The 18,300-nt window shown below is 61.5% G+C and carries 16 protein-coding genes; 10 read left to right on the top strand and 6 right to left on the bottom strand.

Annotated elements, in window-relative coordinates; genetic code table 11:
* Positions 1–63: 63 nt before the first annotated feature.
* The 5 genes from DA373_RS10960 to DA373_RS10940 are packed head-to-tail and all read right to left on the bottom strand — an operon-like array spanning position 64 to position 7,461.
* Entirely contained in the window at positions 64–2,865 is a 2,802-nt protein-coding gene (locus tag DA373_RS10960) for an FAD-binding and (Fe-S)-binding domain-containing protein (RefSeq protein ID WP_107852357.1), read from the bottom strand.
* A complete protein-coding gene (locus tag DA373_RS10955) occupies positions 2,865–3,518 on the bottom strand; it encodes a LutC/YkgG family protein (protein WP_107852356.1) in 654 nt (217 codons plus the stop codon). Before DA373_RS10955 ends, DA373_RS10960 begins: the two co-directional genes overlap by 1 nt.
* Complete coding sequence (locus DA373_RS10950) at positions 3,519–4,937, bottom strand: LutB/LldF family L-lactate oxidation iron-sulfur protein (RefSeq protein ID WP_107852355.1); 1,419 nt, start codon at positions 4,935–4,937, stop codon at positions 3,519–3,521. It lies immediately after the preceding gene.
* Entirely contained in the window at positions 4,930–5,700 is a 771-nt protein-coding gene (locus tag DA373_RS10945; protein WP_107852354.1) for a (Fe-S)-binding protein, read from the bottom strand. The genes DA373_RS10950 and DA373_RS10945 overlap by 8 nt, the downstream gene beginning before the upstream one ends.
* A 60-nt stretch (positions 5,701–5,760) precedes the next feature.
* Entirely contained in the window at positions 5,761–7,461 is a 1,701-nt protein-coding gene (locus tag DA373_RS10940) for an L-lactate permease (protein ID WP_232821256.1), read from the bottom strand.
* A gap of 160 nt (positions 7,462–7,621) precedes the next feature.
* On the opposite strand from DA373_RS10940, the gene DA373_RS10935 reads away from it, so the two are divergent.
* Both DA373_RS10935 and DA373_RS10930 read left to right on the top strand, forming a co-directional pair.
* Positions 7,622–8,524 carry a LysR family transcriptional regulator gene (locus DA373_RS10935; protein WP_198650300.1) on the top strand — a complete coding sequence of 301 codons (903 nt, stop codon included), beginning with the start codon at positions 7,622–7,624 and terminating at the stop codon, positions 8,522–8,524.
* A 145-nt stretch (positions 8,525–8,669) separates the two neighbouring features.
* Entirely contained in the window at positions 8,670–9,704 is a 1,035-nt protein-coding gene (locus DA373_RS10930) for a Gfo/Idh/MocA family oxidoreductase (protein WP_107852352.1), read from the top strand.
* Here DA373_RS10930 and DA373_RS10925 read toward each other — a convergent pair.
* Positions 9,698–10,669, bottom strand: a complete 972-nt coding sequence (locus DA373_RS10925; RefSeq protein ID WP_107852351.1) for a TDT family transporter — start codon at positions 10,667–10,669, stop codon at positions 9,698–9,700. The two genes, DA373_RS10930 and DA373_RS10925, sit on opposite strands and share 7 nt — an antisense overlap.
* Before the next feature lie 91 nt (positions 10,670–10,760).
* Between DA373_RS10925 and DA373_RS10920 the strand changes: the two genes are divergently transcribed.
* The 8 genes from DA373_RS10920 to DA373_RS16470 all read left to right on the top strand — a co-directional run bounded on the left by DA373_RS10920 (position 10,761) and on the right by DA373_RS16470 (position 18,263).
* On the top strand, positions 10,761–11,633 hold the full coding sequence (locus DA373_RS10920; protein WP_107852350.1) for a LysR substrate-binding domain-containing protein: 873 nt from the start codon (positions 10,761–10,763) through the stop codon (positions 11,631–11,633).
* A 112-nt stretch (positions 11,634–11,745) separates the two neighbouring features.
* Positions 11,746–12,660: a metal ABC transporter substrate-binding protein gene (locus DA373_RS10915; protein WP_107852349.1), complete on the top strand. Its 915-nt coding sequence runs from the start codon at positions 11,746–11,748 to the stop codon at positions 12,658–12,660.
* Positions 12,657–13,562 (top strand): manganese/iron ABC transporter ATP-binding protein, encoded by a 906-nt coding sequence (locus DA373_RS10910; RefSeq protein WP_107852348.1) that lies wholly within the window; start codon positions 12,657–12,659, stop codon positions 13,560–13,562. The genes DA373_RS10915 and DA373_RS10910 overlap by 4 nt, the downstream gene beginning before the upstream one ends.
* The gene (locus tag DA373_RS10905) at positions 13,546–14,403 is read left to right on the top strand and encodes a metal ABC transporter permease (protein ID WP_107852347.1); all 858 of its coding nucleotides are present in this window, start codon (positions 13,546–13,548) and stop codon (positions 14,401–14,403) included. The genes DA373_RS10910 and DA373_RS10905 overlap by 17 nt, the downstream gene beginning before the upstream one ends.
* Positions 14,400–15,221, top strand: coding sequence for a metal ABC transporter permease (locus DA373_RS10900; RefSeq protein ID WP_107852346.1), 822 nt, complete (start codon positions 14,400–14,402; stop codon positions 15,219–15,221). Before DA373_RS10905 ends, DA373_RS10900 begins: the two co-directional genes overlap by 4 nt.
* 297 nt (positions 15,222–15,518) lie before the next feature.
* Positions 15,519–16,037, top strand: a complete 519-nt coding sequence (locus tag DA373_RS10895) for a Csu type fimbrial protein (protein ID WP_107852345.1) — start codon at positions 15,519–15,521, stop codon at positions 16,035–16,037.
* The gene (locus DA373_RS10890) at positions 16,037–16,771 is read left to right on the top strand and encodes a fimbrial biogenesis chaperone (protein WP_107852344.1); all 735 of its coding nucleotides are present in this window, start codon (positions 16,037–16,039) and stop codon (positions 16,769–16,771) included. Before DA373_RS10895 ends, DA373_RS10890 begins: the two co-directional genes overlap by 1 nt.
* A 115-nt stretch (positions 16,772–16,886) precedes the next feature.
* Positions 16,887–18,263: a fimbria/pilus outer membrane usher protein gene (locus tag DA373_RS16470; RefSeq protein ID WP_107852343.1), complete on the top strand. Its 1,377-nt coding sequence runs from the start codon at positions 16,887–16,889 to the stop codon at positions 18,261–18,263.
* Positions 18,264–18,300 lie beyond the last annotated feature (37 nt).

Here is an 18,300-nt window from a genome sequence, read left to right as displayed (position 1 = left end):
AAGGCAATTCAAGGAAAAAAGGGGTCGGAGTCATTTTTAAAAATGACTCCGACCCCTTTTAGTTTATTGGCTGGCTTCGTCCACCAGATAGAGAATGGACTCGTAGTTGATGCCGCTGTGGTGGCTGAGCCCCAGCTCGCAGGTGCGGCTGTTGCTCACCCCCCGGGTGCAACCCGCCGGCACCTGCTCCCGCAATGGCTTGAGCGCGGCGGCATTCAGCTCGGGGGTGGTAAAGCCCTTGTCGCCGGCAAAGCCGCAGCATTCGATATGCTCCGGCACTACCACTTCTTTGGCACAGCGTCTGGCCAGGGCCAGCATGGGCTCGGCCAGGCCCATGCGCCGGCTGCTGCAGGTAATGTGCAGCATCACGGTGTCGTCTACCGGCTCCAGGGTCAGCCGGTCCATGGCGTGCTCCAGCACAAACTGCACCGGCTCGTAGATGGCCAGGGGCTGGCGTTTGGTTTCCAGGCTGCGTTTGGCGCAAGGGCTGGTGTCCATCAGCACCGGCCAGCGACCCTGCTCGCTGGCCTGCCACAGGTGGGCTTCCAGCTCGGCGGCCTTGTTGTCGGCCAGCTTCTGCATGCCCTTGCTCTGGTACGGCATGCCGCAGCACAGGCTGTTGAGGGCATCGGGCAGGATCACCTCAAAGCCGGCCTTGTGCAGCACCGCCAGGGTGACCTCGGTGAGGGGACGGGTGTCTTTTGCCCCCGGTGAAGCACCAAGAGTGCGGCTGGCGCAGGACGGAAAATACACTACCCTGTTCACCCCGGTGCCACCGGCCTGAGGCTGGTGCGGGTTGGCGGCCGGGGTTTCCGGCAGCCACAGCGGCACCCGGTTGTGGCTCGCCTTGCGCAATCCATTGTTCAGCCGGGTCATGTTTTTTTCACCCAGCAGTTTGCGGCCAAGATTGGCGGCGTTCAGCCCCAGGCCCACCGCTTTGGTGGTGGTGGCGAAGTGGCTGGCGGTCCAGCGGGCGATGGGTTCGAACTTCTTGTAGCGGGCGGTGCGCAGCTGGCGCACCAGATCGCCGGTGTTGATGCCCACCGGGCAGCGCTGGGCACACAAGCCGGTGGCGGCGCAGGTGTCCACGCCCTGTTTATCAAACACGGCTTGCAGGGTGTCGGCAGTCTGCTCACCGGCGGCGGCCCGGCGGCTTAGCTCGCGAAACAGCACAATACGCTGGCGCGGAGTCAGGCTCAGATCCCGGGACGGGCATACCGCCTCGCAAAAGCCACACTCAATGCATTTGTCGACGATGTCATCGGCGGCGGGCAGGGGCTTGAGATCCTTGAGGTGGGCCAGATGGTCGTCATTGAGAATGACCCCGGGGTTGAGCAGGCCGTCGGGGTCGAACAGCGCCTTGATGCGTTGCATCAGGGCATAGCCGTCTTTGCCCCATTCCAGCTCCACATAGGGGGCCATATTGCGGCCGGTGCCGTGCTCGGCCTTGAGCGAGCCGCCATAGTCGACCGCCACTAGCTTGGCGACGGCATCCATAAAGCCGCCGTAGCGATCCAGCTCGGCCTGGGAATCAAACCCTTGAGTGAACACAAAGTGCAGGTTGCCGGCCAGGGCATGGCCAAAGATGATGGCTTCGTGATAGCCAAAGCGTTCAAACAGCGCCGTTAGCTTTCTAACCGCCGTCGCCAGCTCTTCTACCGGAAAGGCCACGTCCTCGATAATGACGGTGGTGCCGGTTTCCCGCACCGCCCCCACCGCCGGGAACATGCCCTTGCGCATGGCCCAGAGGGTGGCACAGGTAGTTTTGTCCTGGGTAAAGGCCACCTCGTTGCGGCGGGCAAAGGGTGTCACCGCCGCCATGGCCTGCTCACACTTTTGCAGCAGCTCGGCCTCGCTGGCGCCATGCACCTCCACCAGCAGGGCGGCGGCTTCGGCGTCCAGCTCGGCCACAAAACCGGGCATACCGGGCTTGTCGGCAATAGAAGCCAGCGCCCGACCGTCCATCAGCTCCACCGCGGCCACTTCGGTGCCGGCCAGGGCGGTCACCGCCCGGCAGGTGGTTTCGATATTCGCATAGACCAGCAGGCAGGAGGCCTTGAACGGGTGATCCGGTACCGTGTGGTAACTGACTTCGGCGATAAACCCCAGGGTGCCTTCCGAGCCGATCATCAGGTGGGCCAGCATGTCGATGGGATCGTCAAAGTCGATCAGGGCGTTGAGGCTGTAGCCGGTGGTGTTCTTCAGCCGGTACTTGTGCCGAATACGCTCGCTCAGCTCGGGGTTGGCCCTGACCTCGTCGCTCAGTTGCCTGAGCCCGGCCAGCAGCTCGGGTTTTTGCTCGGCAAGGCGGGATCTGCTGTCGGCGTCCCGGGTGTCGACCCGAGTGCCGTCGGCCAGTACCAGCTTGAGGCCGTGCAGGGTGCGATAGGAATTCTGGGCGGTGCCACAGCACATGCCCGAGGCGTTGTTGGCGGCAATGCCGCCGATCTTGCAGCTGTTGATGGAGGCCGGATCCGGGCCTATCTTGCGGCCATAAGGCGTCAGGTATTTGTTGGCGTCGGCGCCGATTACCCCGGGCTGCAGGGCAATGCGCTTGCCGTCATCCTCAATGCGGTGGCCGCGCCAGTCGTCGGTGAGGGTGATCAGCACAGAGTCGGACACCGCCTGCCCCGACAAACTGGTGCCGGCGGCGCGAAAGGTGCAGTGAATCCGGTGCCGGCGGCAAGCCGCCAGTACCCTTACCACTTCATCGAGGTTGGCCAGGCGCAGCACCAGTTTGGGCAGCAGCCGGTAAAAGCTGGCGTCGGTACCAAAGGCCAGGCATAGAGACGGGTCGGTAATCATGCGTTCGGCGGGCAGGAATTCACCCAGCTCGTCGGCCAGGCGCTGGTAGCGAACCTCCATCACGCATCCTCCAGGATCAGCACCAGCAACTCCTTGGGGCCGTGGGCGCCGTAGGCCAGGGTCTGCTGAATATCGGCGGTTTTGGATGGTCCCGACACCAGCAGCAGGTTGGTGGGCATGCCCCGGCTCCAGCTTTCGCTGGCCATCATGGCCGGCAGGTTGGCGTGCAGGGTTGAAGCCTTGAGAATGGCAATATGGCAAGGCGGCACCAGCGACAGGGTGCGTGGCTCCGCCGGCCCCGGCCACAGCACCAGGCTGCCGGTGGCGGCAATGGCACCGTGGCAGCCGGTGATGCCGGCGTCCACCTGATTGAACAGTTCGTCTTTCCATTCTTCCAGCGGGCGTTCAAAGCGCACCCGTTCGGCAGTGCCCTGCAGCGCCTGTGTGATCTCTTCAAAAAACTCGCCACCGGTGCCGGTGGCCACCCGCTGCACCCTGGCCTTGATCAGCCAGTCCTTCAGGGCGGTGCTCAGCCCGGCTTTGGGCAGGCGCATCACCTCGGCGTGATTCTGTTGCAGCAGTTCGACAAGCCGGGCCAGCATGTCTTCGTGATCGGTGCTGGTCCAGATCGGATAATCCGGGTTTTTGACCGGCAATGGCCGGGCGTTGACTCGACGCAGCCGGTCGAGAATGGCGGTACGGGCGGTCGACATTTATTTGTTCCTCTCGGCCATGAGTTCACGCAGGGTTCTGGCGGCGGGCCTGGGGGCGGTGCGGCACCGGGTCCAGGGGCCCAGTTTATTTGGGATCAGCCGGCGAAAGCGAGTAGCGCACCAGGTCAGCATGCGGTACAGCGCCGGCCGGCTGGTGATCAGGGCGAAGCTGCGCCAGACAAAGGCCTCGGTGTTGCTGGCCGCCGCCTTCTGGCCGCGCAGGGGAGCGGCACCGGGTTTGGGATCCTGCTTGGCCTCGTGGCGCAGCCGCTGCAGCAGCTCCGGAATGGGAATGCGCACCGGGCACACCTCGCCGCAGGCACCGCACAGGCTGGAGGCGGTGGGCAGATCCTGAGTGGCCTCCAGGCCCATCAGGTGGGGTGAGATAATCTTGCCGATGGGGCCCGGATAGACGGTGCCGTAGGCGTGACCGCCAATACGGGTATACACGGGGCAGTGGTTCATGCAGGCGCCACAGCGAATGCACTGCAGGGTCTTGCGCATTTCCTCGTCGGCAAAGGCCTGGCTGCGGCCGTTGTCGAGCAGCACCAGGTGCACCTCTTTCGGGCCGTCGAGTTCGTTCTCCTTGCGGGGACCGCTGATCATGTTGAAGTAGGTGGTCACCAGCTGGCCGGTGGCGGAGCGGGTGAGGGCGCTGAACAGCGGCGGCACATCGGCCAGAAATTCCACCACCTTTTCAATGCCGGTAATGGCGATATGCACCTCGGGTACTGTGGTGCACATGCGGCCGTTGCCTTCGTTTTCCACCAGGCACAGGGTGCCGGTTTCGGCCACCGCGAAGTTGACCCCGGACACCCCCACGTCGGCGGTGCGGTACTTTTCCCGCAGCACGTTTCTGCCGGTCTGGATCAGGGCATCCACGTCCAGGGTGTGCTCAAAACCGGGCACGTGCTCGGTGAACAGATCGGCTACCTGCCGCTTGTTCTTGTGAATGGCGGGCATGATGATATGGGACGGCGTTTCCCGGCCGAGCTGGACGATATATTCACCCATGTCGCTTTCCAGGCAGGTGATGCCTTCCTTCGCCATGGCGTCGTTCAGCTCGATCTCCTCGCTCACCATCGACTTGCCCTTCACCGCCAGGGTGCCGCCGTGGGACTGAATGATGTCGGTGAAAATGGCGTTGGCCTGCTCGGCGTTTTCCGCCCAGTGCACGCGAATGCCGTTGGCGATGCAATTGGCTTCGAGCTGCTCCAGCAGTTCGGGCAGCTTGCTCAGGCAACGCTGGCGAATGGCCTCGGCCCGATCGCGAATGGTGCGCTCTTCGTCGGCGTCGGCAAAGGCGGCTTGGCGTTTGTCGCGCAGGTAGTCCATGGCGCCGCGAAAGTTGGCACGCAGCTCCGGGTTGGCCAGGGCGGTTTCGGCCTGGGCGTGAAAGCGTTGGGGCTGGTTATGCATGACGGTCCTCCAGCCGGCTCAGCAGAAAGCTGGCCAGGTGAATGCCCCTGAGGGGCTGGCCCTGATATTCCAGGGCGCCGTTGATGTTGAGCAGGCAGCCCCAGTCGGCACTGATTAGCTGCTCGGCCCGGGTTTCGCACAGGTGGCGGGTCTTGTCCTGCACCATGGCTTCGCTGATGGCCGGGTGGCGCACCGCAAAGGTGCCGCCAAAGCCGCAGCATTCGCTCTCGTAATCCTGTTCGCGCAGCTCCACCTGTTCGAGCTGGCCGAGCAGCTGACGGGCGGTGACGTGCACCTTCATTTCCCGGCGGGCGGCGCAGGAGGTGTGCAGCACCACGGACGTGGCCGGGCCCTTGTCTTCCAGCCGCAGGCGGCACACCTGCACCAGAAATTCGGTGAGCTCAAATACCCGATCACAGAATTCATTAACGCTCTGCTCGTGTTCACTGCCGGCGAACAGGCGGCGGTAGTGATGGTGCATCATGCCACCGCAGGAGCCGGAAAACACCACCACCGGCCAGGGCTCGGGAAACAGCGCCATCTGGCTGAGCGCCGTGGTTCTGGCGTCGTCATCATAGCCGGACGAGTAGGCGGGCTGACCGCAGCAGCTTTGCTTGGGCACATAGATGACGTCCACGCCGGCCAGCTCCAGCAGGCGCATGGCATCCAGCCCGCTGTCGGGCGAAAAGGTATCCACCAGGCAGGTGGCGTAGACATAGACCTTTTCAGGTCTGGCCGGGTAGATGCGAATTGTGGATGACATAAGGCAGTTCCTTTCAGGGTTACAGCAGCGCCGCCGGCGCGCACCGGCGGCAGCATGGCATCAGGACAGTGACAGCAGCGGGTCGGACACGCCCAGACCATAGATGGCGATCATGCCGATAAGGCCGAGGGCCACCAGATAATAGAGGGTAGGCAGGGCGGTCTTGCGCAGGGTGGTGCCTTCCCGGCCGAGCAGGCCCACGGTGGCCGAGGCCGCCACCACGTTGTGAATGGCGATCATGTTGCCGGCGGCGGCGCCCACCGCCTGCAGCGCTACCACCATGGCGGTGGATACTCCCAGGGTCTGGGCCACCTCAAACTGGAACTGGGAAAACATCATGTTCGACACCGTATTGGAGCCGGCGATAAAGGCCCCAAGAGCACCGATCACGCCGCTGATGGCGGGGAAAAAGTCACCCACCAGATCGGCGGCCACCTTGGCGGTCATCACCGGCATGCTGGCAATATCCGCCTCGTTCACCCCGGAGTTGATAAAGATGCGCACCATGGGCACGGTGAACATCAGCACAAAACCGGCCCCGATCAGCGTTCTGCTCGACTCGTGAATGGCCGGGCCAAAGCTTTTGAGCGAGCGGGTCTGGCTCAGCACCGCCACCAGCGAGACGAACACCAGAATGCCGCCGGGCAGGTACAGAGGCTGAATGCCGGCGCTGATGCCGGCTTCGCCCAGCAGGTTGCTGAAGGCGATATTCCAGCCGGTGAGCAGTGCCTTGAAGCCGTCATGGGTACGGCTCAGCACCAGCAGCACCGGCAGCAGCAGATAGGGGAACCAGGCCAGGCCCAGGCTGATGGGTTTTTTCTTCAGGTCTTCGGTGTGAATGGCCAGCGAGCCCAGCCATTCGCCCGGCCACTCGGCCTCGTCGGGAAAATCAAAGGTGTGTTTGGGCACCAGAAAGCCCTTGCGAGCGGCGGTGACTACGATGGCCAGGCCCACCAGACCACCCACCAGAGACGGAAACTCGGGGCCGAGAAAGACGCCGGTCAGGGCGTAGGGCAGAGTAAAGGCCAGGCCGGCAAAGACGGCAAAGGGCAGAATTTCCAGGCCCTGCTTCCAGCTTTTGTTCTTGCCGAAAAAGCGGGTCAGCATCATGCACATAAACAGCGGCATCATAATGCCGATGATGGCGTGGGTGACGGCCACGTTGCTGGTCACCGTCTGCAGATAGTCTTCCCAGCCGGAGCCGGTGGCGGTCAGGGTGCGGTTGATGGCGCCGTTGTCGAGGCCGGTGGTCACGCCAACGATAATGGGGGTGCCCACGGCGCCGAAGGAAACCGGTGTGCTCTGGATCAGCATGCCCATCAGCACCGCCCCCAGAGCCGGAAAGCCCAGCGCCACCATCAGCGGCGCGGCCACGGCGGCCGGGGTGCCGAAGCCGGAAGCACCTTCGATAAAGCAGCCAAAGCACCAGGCCACAATAATGGCCTGTATGCGACGATCCGGGCTGATGGCGGTAAAGCCGTTGCGAATGGTGGTAATGGCGCCGGTGTGCTTCAGGGTGTTGAGCAGCAGGATGGCGCCAAAGATGATCCACAGCAGGGAGACGGAGATCACCAGTCCCTGCAGGCTAGAGGCCAGCACCCGGGTGCCGGTCATGTCCCAGGCCCAGAGCGCGATAATCACGGTAAGCAGAAAGGCCAGGGGCATGGCGTGTTTGGCCGGCCATTGCAGGCCCACCAGCAGCACGGCGGCCAGCACGATGGGCGAAAAGGCCAGCAGCGCCAGCAGGGTTTCATTCAGCATGAGATTGTCTTCCTTGTCGATTACGGACAGTCATCACAGGCATACAATAAAAGTAGGTTACGATTGCAGGCCGGATGTTAACCGAATGTAACCTTACCCATTCAATAATTGTGGATATATAGATTTAATGAAACTCATTGTTTCCAAAACTGGATAAATAATGCCGAGAACCGACGATCTGATTCTGTTCGCCCAGGTCATTGAGCTGGGCTCCTTCAGCAAGGCCGCCGAAGCCCATGGCCTGACCAATTCGGTGGTAAGCAAGCGTATCGCCCGGCTGGAAGAAGAGCTGGGCAGTACCCTGATCCACCGCACCACACGGCGTCTGACCCTGAGTGAGGCGGGTCAGGTGTTGTATCAGCGGGCCCGGCTGGTGGCCCAGTCGGCACAGGAAGCGTTTGACGCCGTTACCGGTTACAGTCAGGCGCTGCAGGGGCATATTCGCATGTCGGTGCCGACCATTTCCGGCGAGCTGTTGCTGGCCGAGACGGTGGCCGAATTTTGTGATCTGCATTCGGGTATCTCCGTCGACATGTCGCTGGAAAACCGCTTTGTGGACTTGATTGGGGAAGGTTACGACCTGGTGATCCGCACCGGCCACCTGGATGACTCCAGCCTGATTGCCCGTCATATTCTGGACTCGCGCTGGATTATCTGTGCGGCCCCAGGTTATCTCAGCCGGCGCGGCAAGCCACAGCAGCCCAATGATCTGCTGCAGCATAACTGCCTGATTTACAGCTATCAGGAGAGTGGTGCCCGGGACTGGCTGTTCAGCCGCCATGGCGAGATATATTCACTGCGGGTGAGCGGCAACTTCTCTACCGATAACGCCGCGGCCCTGCGCAAGGCCGCCCTGGCTGGTTACGGCCTGGCCTATGTGCCCCGCTGCCTGGTTTATCCGGATCTGCAGTCGGGCAAACTGGTTGAAGTGCTGCCCAACCGGGTGGGCAAGGTGCTCGGCATCTATGCGGTGTATCCTTATAACCGGCAACCCCCCCGCAAGATAAAGCTGCTGATCGAGCATATCCGTGCCCGCTATATGGCAATCAGCCACTATTTCTGAAGGCATTATTATGTGGCTGCTGTGCGGGCTTCCGCAGCAAGCATGCTTGACCGGGTGGGAGTGGCTGTGGTTTGTTGTTGGACTAATTTGAGTTAATGCCGTGCCGGCGCGTGGTCATCGTGCCGGTTTTCGATGAGGTTGTTTCATGATTAAAACCGCCGTGATCGGCTATGGCCAGTCGGCCAGTATTTACCATCTGCCCTTTATCGACAGCCTGCCGGAGTTTGAGCTGGTGGCTATCAGTACCTCCCGGCCGGAGCGGGTGGAGCGGGACTGGCCCGATGTGCGGGTATATACCGATGTGGACGAGATGCTGAAGGAGTCCGGTGCCCGCCTGGTGGTGATCACCGCCCCCAACGAGGTGCACTACGAGCTGGGGCGCAAGGCCCTGAGCCTGGGGCTGCATGTGGTGATGGAAAACCCGGCGGTCACTCAATTGCACCAGGGCAGTGAGCTGATGCGCCTGGCCGACACCAGCCGGCTGTGTCTGATCCCCTTTCATAACCGCCGCTGGGACAGCGATTTTCTCACCATCAAGCGCCTGCTGGCGGAAGAAAAAGTCGGCCCGGTGCACAATTTTGAATCCCACTTCGATCGCTTTCGCCCCACCCCCGAGGGTCAGGAAGATCAGCCCGGCGTGGGCGCCGGATCCTGGTTTGATCTGGGCGGGCATCTGGTGGATCAGACCCTGGAGCTGTTTGGCAAGCCGCTGGCGGTTACCGGTCGCTGCCTGTCCCAGCGTCCGGGATCGGATGTGACCGATTACTTTCATGTGCAGCTGCACTACAGCGGCAAGGAAGTGCTGCTGCACTCCAGTTCCTATCATCCCGGCCCGACCCTGCGTTTCAAGCTGCAGGGAGAGCGGGGCTGCTATATAAAGCGGGGCTTTGATCCCCAGGAAGAGCGGCTGCGGGACGGTATCGTGCCCGGCTCACCCTATTTGGCCAAGGAAGCGGAAAGCGATTACGGCGTCTTCTATTCCGATGGCGAGCCGGAGGTGATCGTGTCCGAGGTGGGCGGTTATCGTCACTTCTACGAGGCCACTGCCAAGGCCATTCGCGGTGAAGGCCCGCTGCCGGTCACCATGCGTGAGGCGCTCAACGGGCTCAATATCATTCACCTGGCGGAAAAGAGCAGCCGGGAAGGCAAAACCCTGCCGGTGCCCGACGTCAACTACTGAGCCGGTTGTCGGGCCGGTGCCAGCCAGCGACCAAGCGCGGTGAAGTTCAACGCATAACGCAAGGCCACATAGGCCACCATCAGGGTGGCCACCATCAGCTCCAGCCGGGCCAGTCCTTCCAGTCGGGCCAGAATGCTGGCGTCCAGTCCCAGGCTTGTGGCCAGCGCCGTGACCTTGAACAGGGCGGTGGCGCCGATCACCAGCGGAAAGGTAAAGGCGGCGTAGCCGGGGCTGAACGGCAGCCGCAGCAGGTGCAGCAGCGCCACATAGATCAAGGCTGTCATCAGCACCGCCACCCCCAGCAGTATCGCCACCAGCAGCGGATCCGGCTGAGTGATGACGGTGAGGTAACCGGCCAGAGACAGGCTGGCCGGCGCCGCGAGAATGGCGATGGTGGGCTTGGCGGCGTCCGGCACCGGGGTGCAGAAGATCAGCCGGTACAGCATCAGCGGCAGCAGCAGGCCGTAGCATCCCAGACCAAACCACATCAGGCCGCGGGCCAGCAGTTCCAGCTCGCCTCCCGGGCTGGCCACGGCGGCCACAATAATGCCCACCGGCGGCACAAACCAGCTGGGCACCATGTGGTGCAGGCGAAACTCCCGCAGCCGGTGGCGTACAAAGGCCAGCAGAAATACCGAATGCAGGCCGGTGGCCAGCAGCCAGAGCAATTCACGCGGCCCTCCTTCCAGAGATGCCGATACCACCATGGTGGCCATGGCAAAGGTGGGCACCACACTGCCCACCACCGGGTGAGCCAGATCCTCCGCCAGCGAGCGCGGATGCAGCACAAATTTGGCGGTGAGGATCAGCAGCAGCAGGGCGGCGATGGCGGCGCTCAGGATCTGGGCCTGGCCGGCAAACAGGCCGGTGTTTTCCCAGCACCAGCCCAGGCTGGCAATGCCCAGGGCCAGCCCGGCCATGGGGGTGGGGGCGGTGGCAAGACGATGGCGAGTGGTGTTCAGCATAATGGCGCTCCTCAGTGACTGTCGCCATCATAGAAAGCCTATTGTGTTTATAATATCCAAATGATTTAAAGCAAGCGTTTGGAAAATCTAAATGATAACCCTGAAGCAACTGCAGGTGTTTGCCAGCATTGCCCGTCACGGCAATCTGGGGGAAGCGGCAGAGGAGGTCTGCCTGAGCCGGGGCGCCGTGTCCCAGTCGTTAAGCGAGCTGGAGCGCCGTTTGGGCAGCCCGCTGTTTGACCGGGTTCACCCCAGGCTGCAGCTCAATGATCAGGGCCGGCGATTGCAGCCTCTGGCGGAAGACGTTCTGAGCCGGGTGGCGGAGATAGAACACCAGTTTGAGCAGGGCGGCGAGCTGGCCGGCAGCCTGTGTATCGGTGCCAGCCAGACCATCGGCAATTACCTGCTGCCGGCCTTGCTGGCGCGCCAGCCCTGGCTGCAGGCCGCCGTCACCATTACCAATACCCAGACCCTGTGCGACATGGTGGCCCGTTTTGAACTGGATATGGCACTGATCGAGGGGGAAAACCGTCATGACGAGCTGGATACGCAAGACTGGTTGCAGGATGAGATGCTGATTGTGGCCGGTCCGGACCATTCACTGGCGGGCCAGCCGGGTCTGACACCCGCCTGTCTGGCCGGGTGTGACTGGGTATTGCGGGAACCCCGTTCCGGCAGCCGGGAGCAGTTTGATCGTCAGCTGGCGCCTCACCTCGACCGCATGGGCCGAATGCTGGAGCTGAATACCCCGGAAGCGGTGATGCAGGGAGTGGAGCAGGGGCTGGGGCTGGCGCTGATTTCCCGGCTGGCGGCATCCGATCGGCTGGCCCGGGGGCGGCTGGTGGTGATCGACGTGGGGCTCAGTCTGCCGCGCACGCTGAAACTGGTGTGGCACCGGCAAAAGTATCATTCCGCCCTGCTGCGTCGCTTTGTGGAAACCTGTTGTGAGCAGGCCGGCAGCTGACCCCCGGTTGCCCATGCCCTCCTCTCGTTGATTCTGCTGGCGCCAGCCACTCGCCGCTCCGGCTGGCCTGAACGCCATACAGGCACCATCATAAAGAAACGAGGGAGGAACCATGGCTGATTGCATCACCAAATGCCTGCGGGCGGGACTGTGGGGGCTGGCGTTTGTGCTGGCGACCCTGCCGGCGAGCGCCCGGGAAAAATTCAAGGTGGTCACCACCTTTACCGTGATCGCCGACATGGCGCAAAACGTGGCCGGCGATGCCGCCCTGGTGGAGTCCATCACCAAGCCCGGCGCCGAAATCCACGAATACCAGCCCACGCCGGGGGATCTGCTGCGTGCCCATGATGCCCGGTTAATCCTCTATAACGGCCTTAACCTGGAGCTGTGGTTTGAAAAGTTCTACCAGAACCTGAAAAACGTACCCGAAGTGGTGGTGAGCGAGGGCATCGAGCCCATGGGCATCAGCGAGGGCCCCTATACCGGCAAGCCCAACCCCCACGCCTGGATGTCGGCGGACAACGCCCTGATTTACGTCGACAACATTCTCGCCGCCCTGGTGAAGCACGATCCGGCCAATGCCGGGGTGTACCGGGCCAACGCCGAGGCCTACAAGACCAGTATTGTGGCCCAGGCCGCCCCCATGCGCGCCCTGTTTGCGCAGCTGCCCGAAGACAGACGCTGGCTGGTGACCAGCGAAGGCGCCTTTTCCTACCTGGCCCGGGACTATGGCCTGAAAGAGCTGTATCTGTGGCCCATCAACGCCGATCAGCAGGGCACGCCCCAGCAGGTGCGTCATGTGATCGATACCGTTCGCCAACATGATATTCCGGCGGTGTTCAGCGAAAGCACCGTGTCCGACAAGCCCGCCCGTCAGGTGGCCCGGGAAACGGGTGCTCACTATGGCGGCGTGCTCTATGTGGACTCCCTGAGCGAGGCCGGCGGCCCGGTACCCACCTACCTGGATCTGCTCAGGGTCACTTCCGAAACCATTGCCGCCGGCATTCTGGAGGGCATGGAGGAATGACCGCAGGCACCGCTATAGACTCTCTGGCCGCCTCGCCCGAAGGTGCGGGCATGGCAGTGGCAGGAGTCACGGTGACCTACCGCAATGGTCACACCGCCCTGCGCGACGCCAGTTTTCATATTCCCCTGGGTACCATTACCGCCCTGGTGGGAGTGAACGGCTCCGGCAAATCGACCCTGTTCAAGGCGCTGATGGGATTTGTGCGTCCGGCCGCCGGCGAGATCCGTCTGCTGGGCATGCCGGTGAGCAAAGCGCTGCGGCAAAACCTGGTGGCCTATGTGCCCCAGGCCGAAGAGGTGGACTGGAACTTTCCGGTGCTGGTGGAAGACGTGGTGATGATGGGGCGCTACGGCCATATGGGGTTGTTGCGCCGGCCCAAGGCGGTGGATCATCGCGCGGTGGCGCAGGCGCTGGCGCGGGTGAACATGACCGGCTTGCGCCGGCGCCAGATTGGCGAGCTCTCCGGCGGCCAGAAAAAACGGGTGTTTCTGGCCCGGGCCCTGGCTCAGGACAGCAGGGTCATTTTGCTCGACGAGCCCTTTACCGGGGTGGATGTGACCACCGAAGAGCAGATTATCGCCCTGCTGCGGGAGCTGCGCGACGAAGGCCGGGTGATGCTGGTGTCTACCCACAACCTGGGCTCGGTGCCCGAGTTTTGCGATCGCACCATTCTCATCAAGGGGACTGTGCTGGCCCATGGCTCTACCGAAGAGACCTTTAACCAGACCAACCTGGAACTGGCCTTTGGCGGTGTGCTGCGACACTTTATGCTGACCGGCAGCATGGCGCCCATTGGCGTGATCAGTGACGACGAGCGTCCGCTGATTATCGAAGACGGCCGGGTTCAGAGCCGCGACAGCCAGGCCCGGCGCGAGGAGGGAGGGGATGACGACCCTGCTTGAGCCCTTTGCCTATGGCTACATGATCAACGCCATCTGGGTGTCGGCGCTGGTGGGCGGGGTATGCGCCTTTTTGTCCTGTTACCTGATGCTCAAGGGCTGGTCACTGATCGGCGATGCCCTGTCCCACTCCATTGTGCCCGGGGTGGCCGGCGCCTATTTGCTGGGGCTGCCGTTTTCCCTCGGCGCCTTTCTGGCGGGCGGGCTGGCTGCCGGCACCATGATGCTGCTTCACCAGCGCAGCAAACTGAAGGAAGACGTGATTATCGGGCTGATTTTTTCCGCCTTTTTTGCCCTGGGGCTGTTTATGGTGTCGCTGCAGCCCATGGCGGTGAACATTCGCACCATAGTGCTGGGCAATATTCTGGCCATCGATCCCTTTGATATTTTACAGCTGGTGATCATCGGCCTGGTGTCGCTGATGGTACTGCTGTGCAGGTGGAAGGATCTGCTGGTGGTGTTTTTTGATGAAAACCATGCCCGCACCCTTGGACTCAGGCCCGGGCTGCTGAAACTGATGTTTTTTACCCTGCTGGCGGCCAGCACAGTAGCCGCCATGCAGACGGTGGGGGCCTTTCTGGTGATCTGCATGGTGGTCACCCCCGGTGCCACCGCCTATCTGCTCAGTGATCGCTTTCCGCGGCTGCTGGTGATGGCCGTCAGTCTGGGCGCCGTGACCAGTGGGGTGGGTGCCTATATCAGCTATTTCCTCAACGGCGCCACCGGCGCCCTGATTGTGGTACTGCAGACCCTGATCTTTGTGCTGGCCTTTGTGTTTGCCCCCAGGCATGGCTACCTGGCCGCCCGCCGGCGCGCCGCCGAGGTCCGGGAGGCGCAGAGATGAGCCTGGCGGAGCTGTTGCTGCTGCCATTTCGCTTCGACTTTATGGTGCGCGCCATGATGATGGCCATGATGATTGCGGTGCCGGCGGCGCTGCTGTCCTGCTTTCTGGTGCTGAAGGGCTGGGCGCTGATGGGGGACGCCATGAGCCATGCGGTGTTTCCCGGGGTGGTGCTGGCCTATATGGCGGGCATACCGCTGGCGCTGGGAGCCTTTGGTGCCGGCATGGCCTGTGCCCTGAGCATTGGCTTTCTCGCCGCCAACAGCCGCATCAAGCAGGACACCATCATGGGCATTGTGTTTTCCGGCATGTTTGGTTTTGGTCTGCTGATCTATGTGCAGATCAGTGCCGAGGTGCATCTGGATCATATTTTGTTTGGTGATCTGCTGGGCATCAGTCTGGGCGATATGGCGGAAACCGGCGCCGTGGCCCTGCTGACCGTGCTGGTGCTGGCCGCAAAGTGGAAGGACTTTTTGCTGCACGCCTTTGATCCGGTACAGGCCCGGGCGGTAGGGCTGAAGGTGGGCTGGCTGCATTACGGTTTATTGTGCCTGATCACCCTTACCATAGTGGCGGCGCTCACCTCGGTGGGCCTGCTGCTGGCCATTGCCCTGCTGATCGCCCCCGGCGCCACCGCCTTTCTGCTGACCCGGCGCTTTGCCCATATGCTGTGGCTGGCGGTATTGCTCGCCACGGCGGGGGGCTTTTTTGGTGTGTATGCCTCCTTTTATCTCGACAGTGCGCCGGCCCCCACCATAGTGCTGCTGATGATGGTGTTTTTTATCATCGCCTTTTTACTATCCCGTCGCTGTACCCTTTGAACCGAAAAATCACGGCCGAGTAATACACCGGGTGGTAAAAAAATCAGTTTGGTGCCGGCGATACTGTAAAGATGACAAGAGGAACGTAAATGTAAATGCCCCGGATATTGGCAACTCGCCTGTGGCAGAAATTATTTGTGACTTCATGAGGCTTTATTGAATCAAGTTTTGATCTAACACATGAAAGGTTTCAAAAGAATCTTCCTTTGGGGTATTAATGGTAATGTGCCTGTCGACTCAATCTTTATGTCGCTGTGACAGGAAATAGACTGTTTTCTGATTACTCGAGGATTGTTTATGAAAAGCATCGCTTCTTGCCAGGGGCACGGCTGGTTCGGTCTGTTGTTAATGGGTAGCCTGGTATCGTCTGCTTATGCCAGTAGTACCGCTACAGATAACCTTAGTGTGACGGCTACAGTGGTGGCCAATTGCAGCCTCAGTACTTCCTCTTTGAGTTTTGGTGACTATGACCCTCTTTCGGGTAGTGTTGCCGGGACAGGAGGGGTGAGTGTCACCTGTACCCGGGGGACGGCTGCGACCATTACCCTAGGGCAGGGGGCAAATGCCGATACCGGCTCTACCGATGACGCTCCGGTGCGCAGGATGAAAAAAAGCGATAGCGCTGATTACCTTCCCTACCAGCTGTACAGTGATAATACACGTACCACTGTTTGGGCTAATACCAACGACACGGGGATCGCACATACTGGGGACGGCACCTCTGCGAGCCTGACCGTTTATGGCCAGATAGCGGCGGGGCAAAATGTGCCTCCCGGCAGCTATTCCGATACAGTCGTGGTGACGGTGACCTACTGATGATGGCCAAAGGAAAAGTTCGTCTGGCGATCGATGGCAGGCGAGTTTGGTGGTGCCTGCTGGTCTTGGGTTGGTGCAGCCTGGTCGAGGCCAGCAGCCTGTCGGTCAGTCCGGTTCGGGTTGAACTCTCGGACAGCCGGTCGGTGGCTGCGCTGACGGTTCATAACCGTGGCAACGAAGATACAGCCCTGCAGCTGGAGCTGGCCGAATGGAACCAGAACGAGCAAGGAGACCTGTACCAATCCAGCCGGGCCTTGCTGGCGACCCCGCCCATTTTTACCCTGCCGGCGGGTGAGCAGCAGCTAATTCGGATTGGACTGCGTCGACCGGCTGATCCGGGCCGCGAACTGAGCTACCGTCTGTTTATTCAGCAGCTGCCGACTTCGGCTTGGGAAGGAAATGGTTTGCATATGGCCCTGCGTCTCAGCCTACCGGTGTTTGTGGCTCCCGCCGGGCAGGCGGTCGAGCCTGAACTGACCTGGCATCTCAAGTCCCTTGATAACGGCACCTTGCAATTACAGGTGCACAATACCGGCAATGGCCATGCCCGGTTGAGTGAAGGGTTGTTGAACCTGGGTAACCAGCGGCTTCCTCAACCCGGATTTCGGTATGTGCTGCCCGGCGCCCGTCATCAATGGCCGCTGCCAATAGGGGCACCTCAGGCAGCGGCTTCAGCCCGGCTGTCAATCAAGGTGAATGGCCGGCCACATACCCTGACCATTCCGCTTTCATAGGGTGTGCTTCGTTCCTCACCCGCCCGATTCTGCAGTATTGCCGCGTATTCCCGGCATCATCAAATGGTATGGGCGGTGGTCCAGATCGGCAGCTTGGTTATTGTTGTACCTGGCGATGGCCCTCTCTCTTACCCTGTCCACTGCTGCTGCCGGAGTTGACAGTATAACGGGCAGGGTTCAGCCTTACTGGCTGGAAGTAAGGCTGAACTACCAGGCCAACAGTGGTGTTGTACTGGCATTGCAGGATGCCAATGGCAGCTGGTGGCTGGCGGAAGAAGATCTTCGCCAATGGCGGCTACGGCTGCCAGAGAGCCGTCGCCGGCATTATGAGGGCAGTACCTATGTGGTGCTGGACCAGGCGGTGATTCCACATCAACTGAACCGGCAACGCATGACGCTTGAGCTTGAGGTGCCGGCCCGGTTGTTTGACACTTATTTGCTCGGTGGTGACCGGGTTGCCGGCGGGGAGCCCGCCGTCGGCGACAATGCCGGCGCCTTTATCAACTATAACCTGCTCGCCAGTTACGAGCAGGATGCCTCCTATGGTGGCTTGCTGGAACTGGGTGCTTTTTCTGCCTGGGGCAGTGGCAGCCATCATTTTGTGGTTCGTTCACCGGACGAGCGTGGAGCGACGCGCTGGCTGCGGCTGGACAGCAGCTGGCGTCGTGATTTTCCGGAGCAGACCCGTAGCCTGTGGCTGGGAGATCAGATCAGTGATATCGGCGCTCAGGGCATACGTCTGGGAGGAGTGCGTTGGGGTACCAATTTCTCCACCCGCCCCGATCTGGTCACCACACCGCTGATGACCATAGGTGGTGAGGCGGCGTTACCGTCCACCGTGGATCTCTACGTCAACGATGCTCTGCGAATGCAACGGCAGGTACCTGCCGGGCCTTTCAGCATTACGGATGTTCCCGTGGTGACCGGTCAGGGAGAGCTCAGGCTGGTGGTAAGGGATTTACTGGGCCGGGAGCAGATACTGAGCCAGCCTTATTACAGCAGTGCCCGCTTGTTGCGTGCCGGACTGGTGGATTACCAGCTGGAAGCGGGCTGGCTGCGGCAGCAATACGGGCGCGAGAGCCATGCCTATGGCCCCTTTCTGACCGCCGCTCAATACCGTCAGGGAGTCAGTGATAGTCTCACGCTGGGAGGTTATGGCCAGTGGATGGAAGACGTACAGGTGCTGGGGGGAGATGCGCTCTGGCTGACTCCCTGGCAGGGAGAAATACGGGTCGGCAGTGCATTCAGCCGATCCGGGCTGGGTGAGGGCCAGCGGTTGGAGCTGGACATGACTCGTCAGTTGGCGGGCTGGCAATTTGGCATTCAGCACAGCTGGACATCGGCGGACTTCACCCGACCCGGCCTGGCGGCAACGCCGGATCGCCTTCCTCGCCGGGAGCTGAGAACCTGTTTGAAATCTTTCGCCAATAGCCGATACTGGACGGATGAAACGAAAAACATACCCCAGCGACATTACGCGAGCACAATTTGAAGCCGTCAGACCGTTATTGGAACAGGCCAGTAAGCGC

The sequence above is a fragment of the Oceanimonas marisflavi genome, from assembly GCF_003049725.1.
GTDB classification, from domain to species: domain Bacteria; phylum Pseudomonadota; class Gammaproteobacteria; order Enterobacterales; family Aeromonadaceae; genus Oceanimonas; species Oceanimonas marisflavi.
The sequence above is the reverse complement of the archived record's forward strand: the minus strand, read 5'-3'. Positions and strand labels throughout refer to the sequence as shown.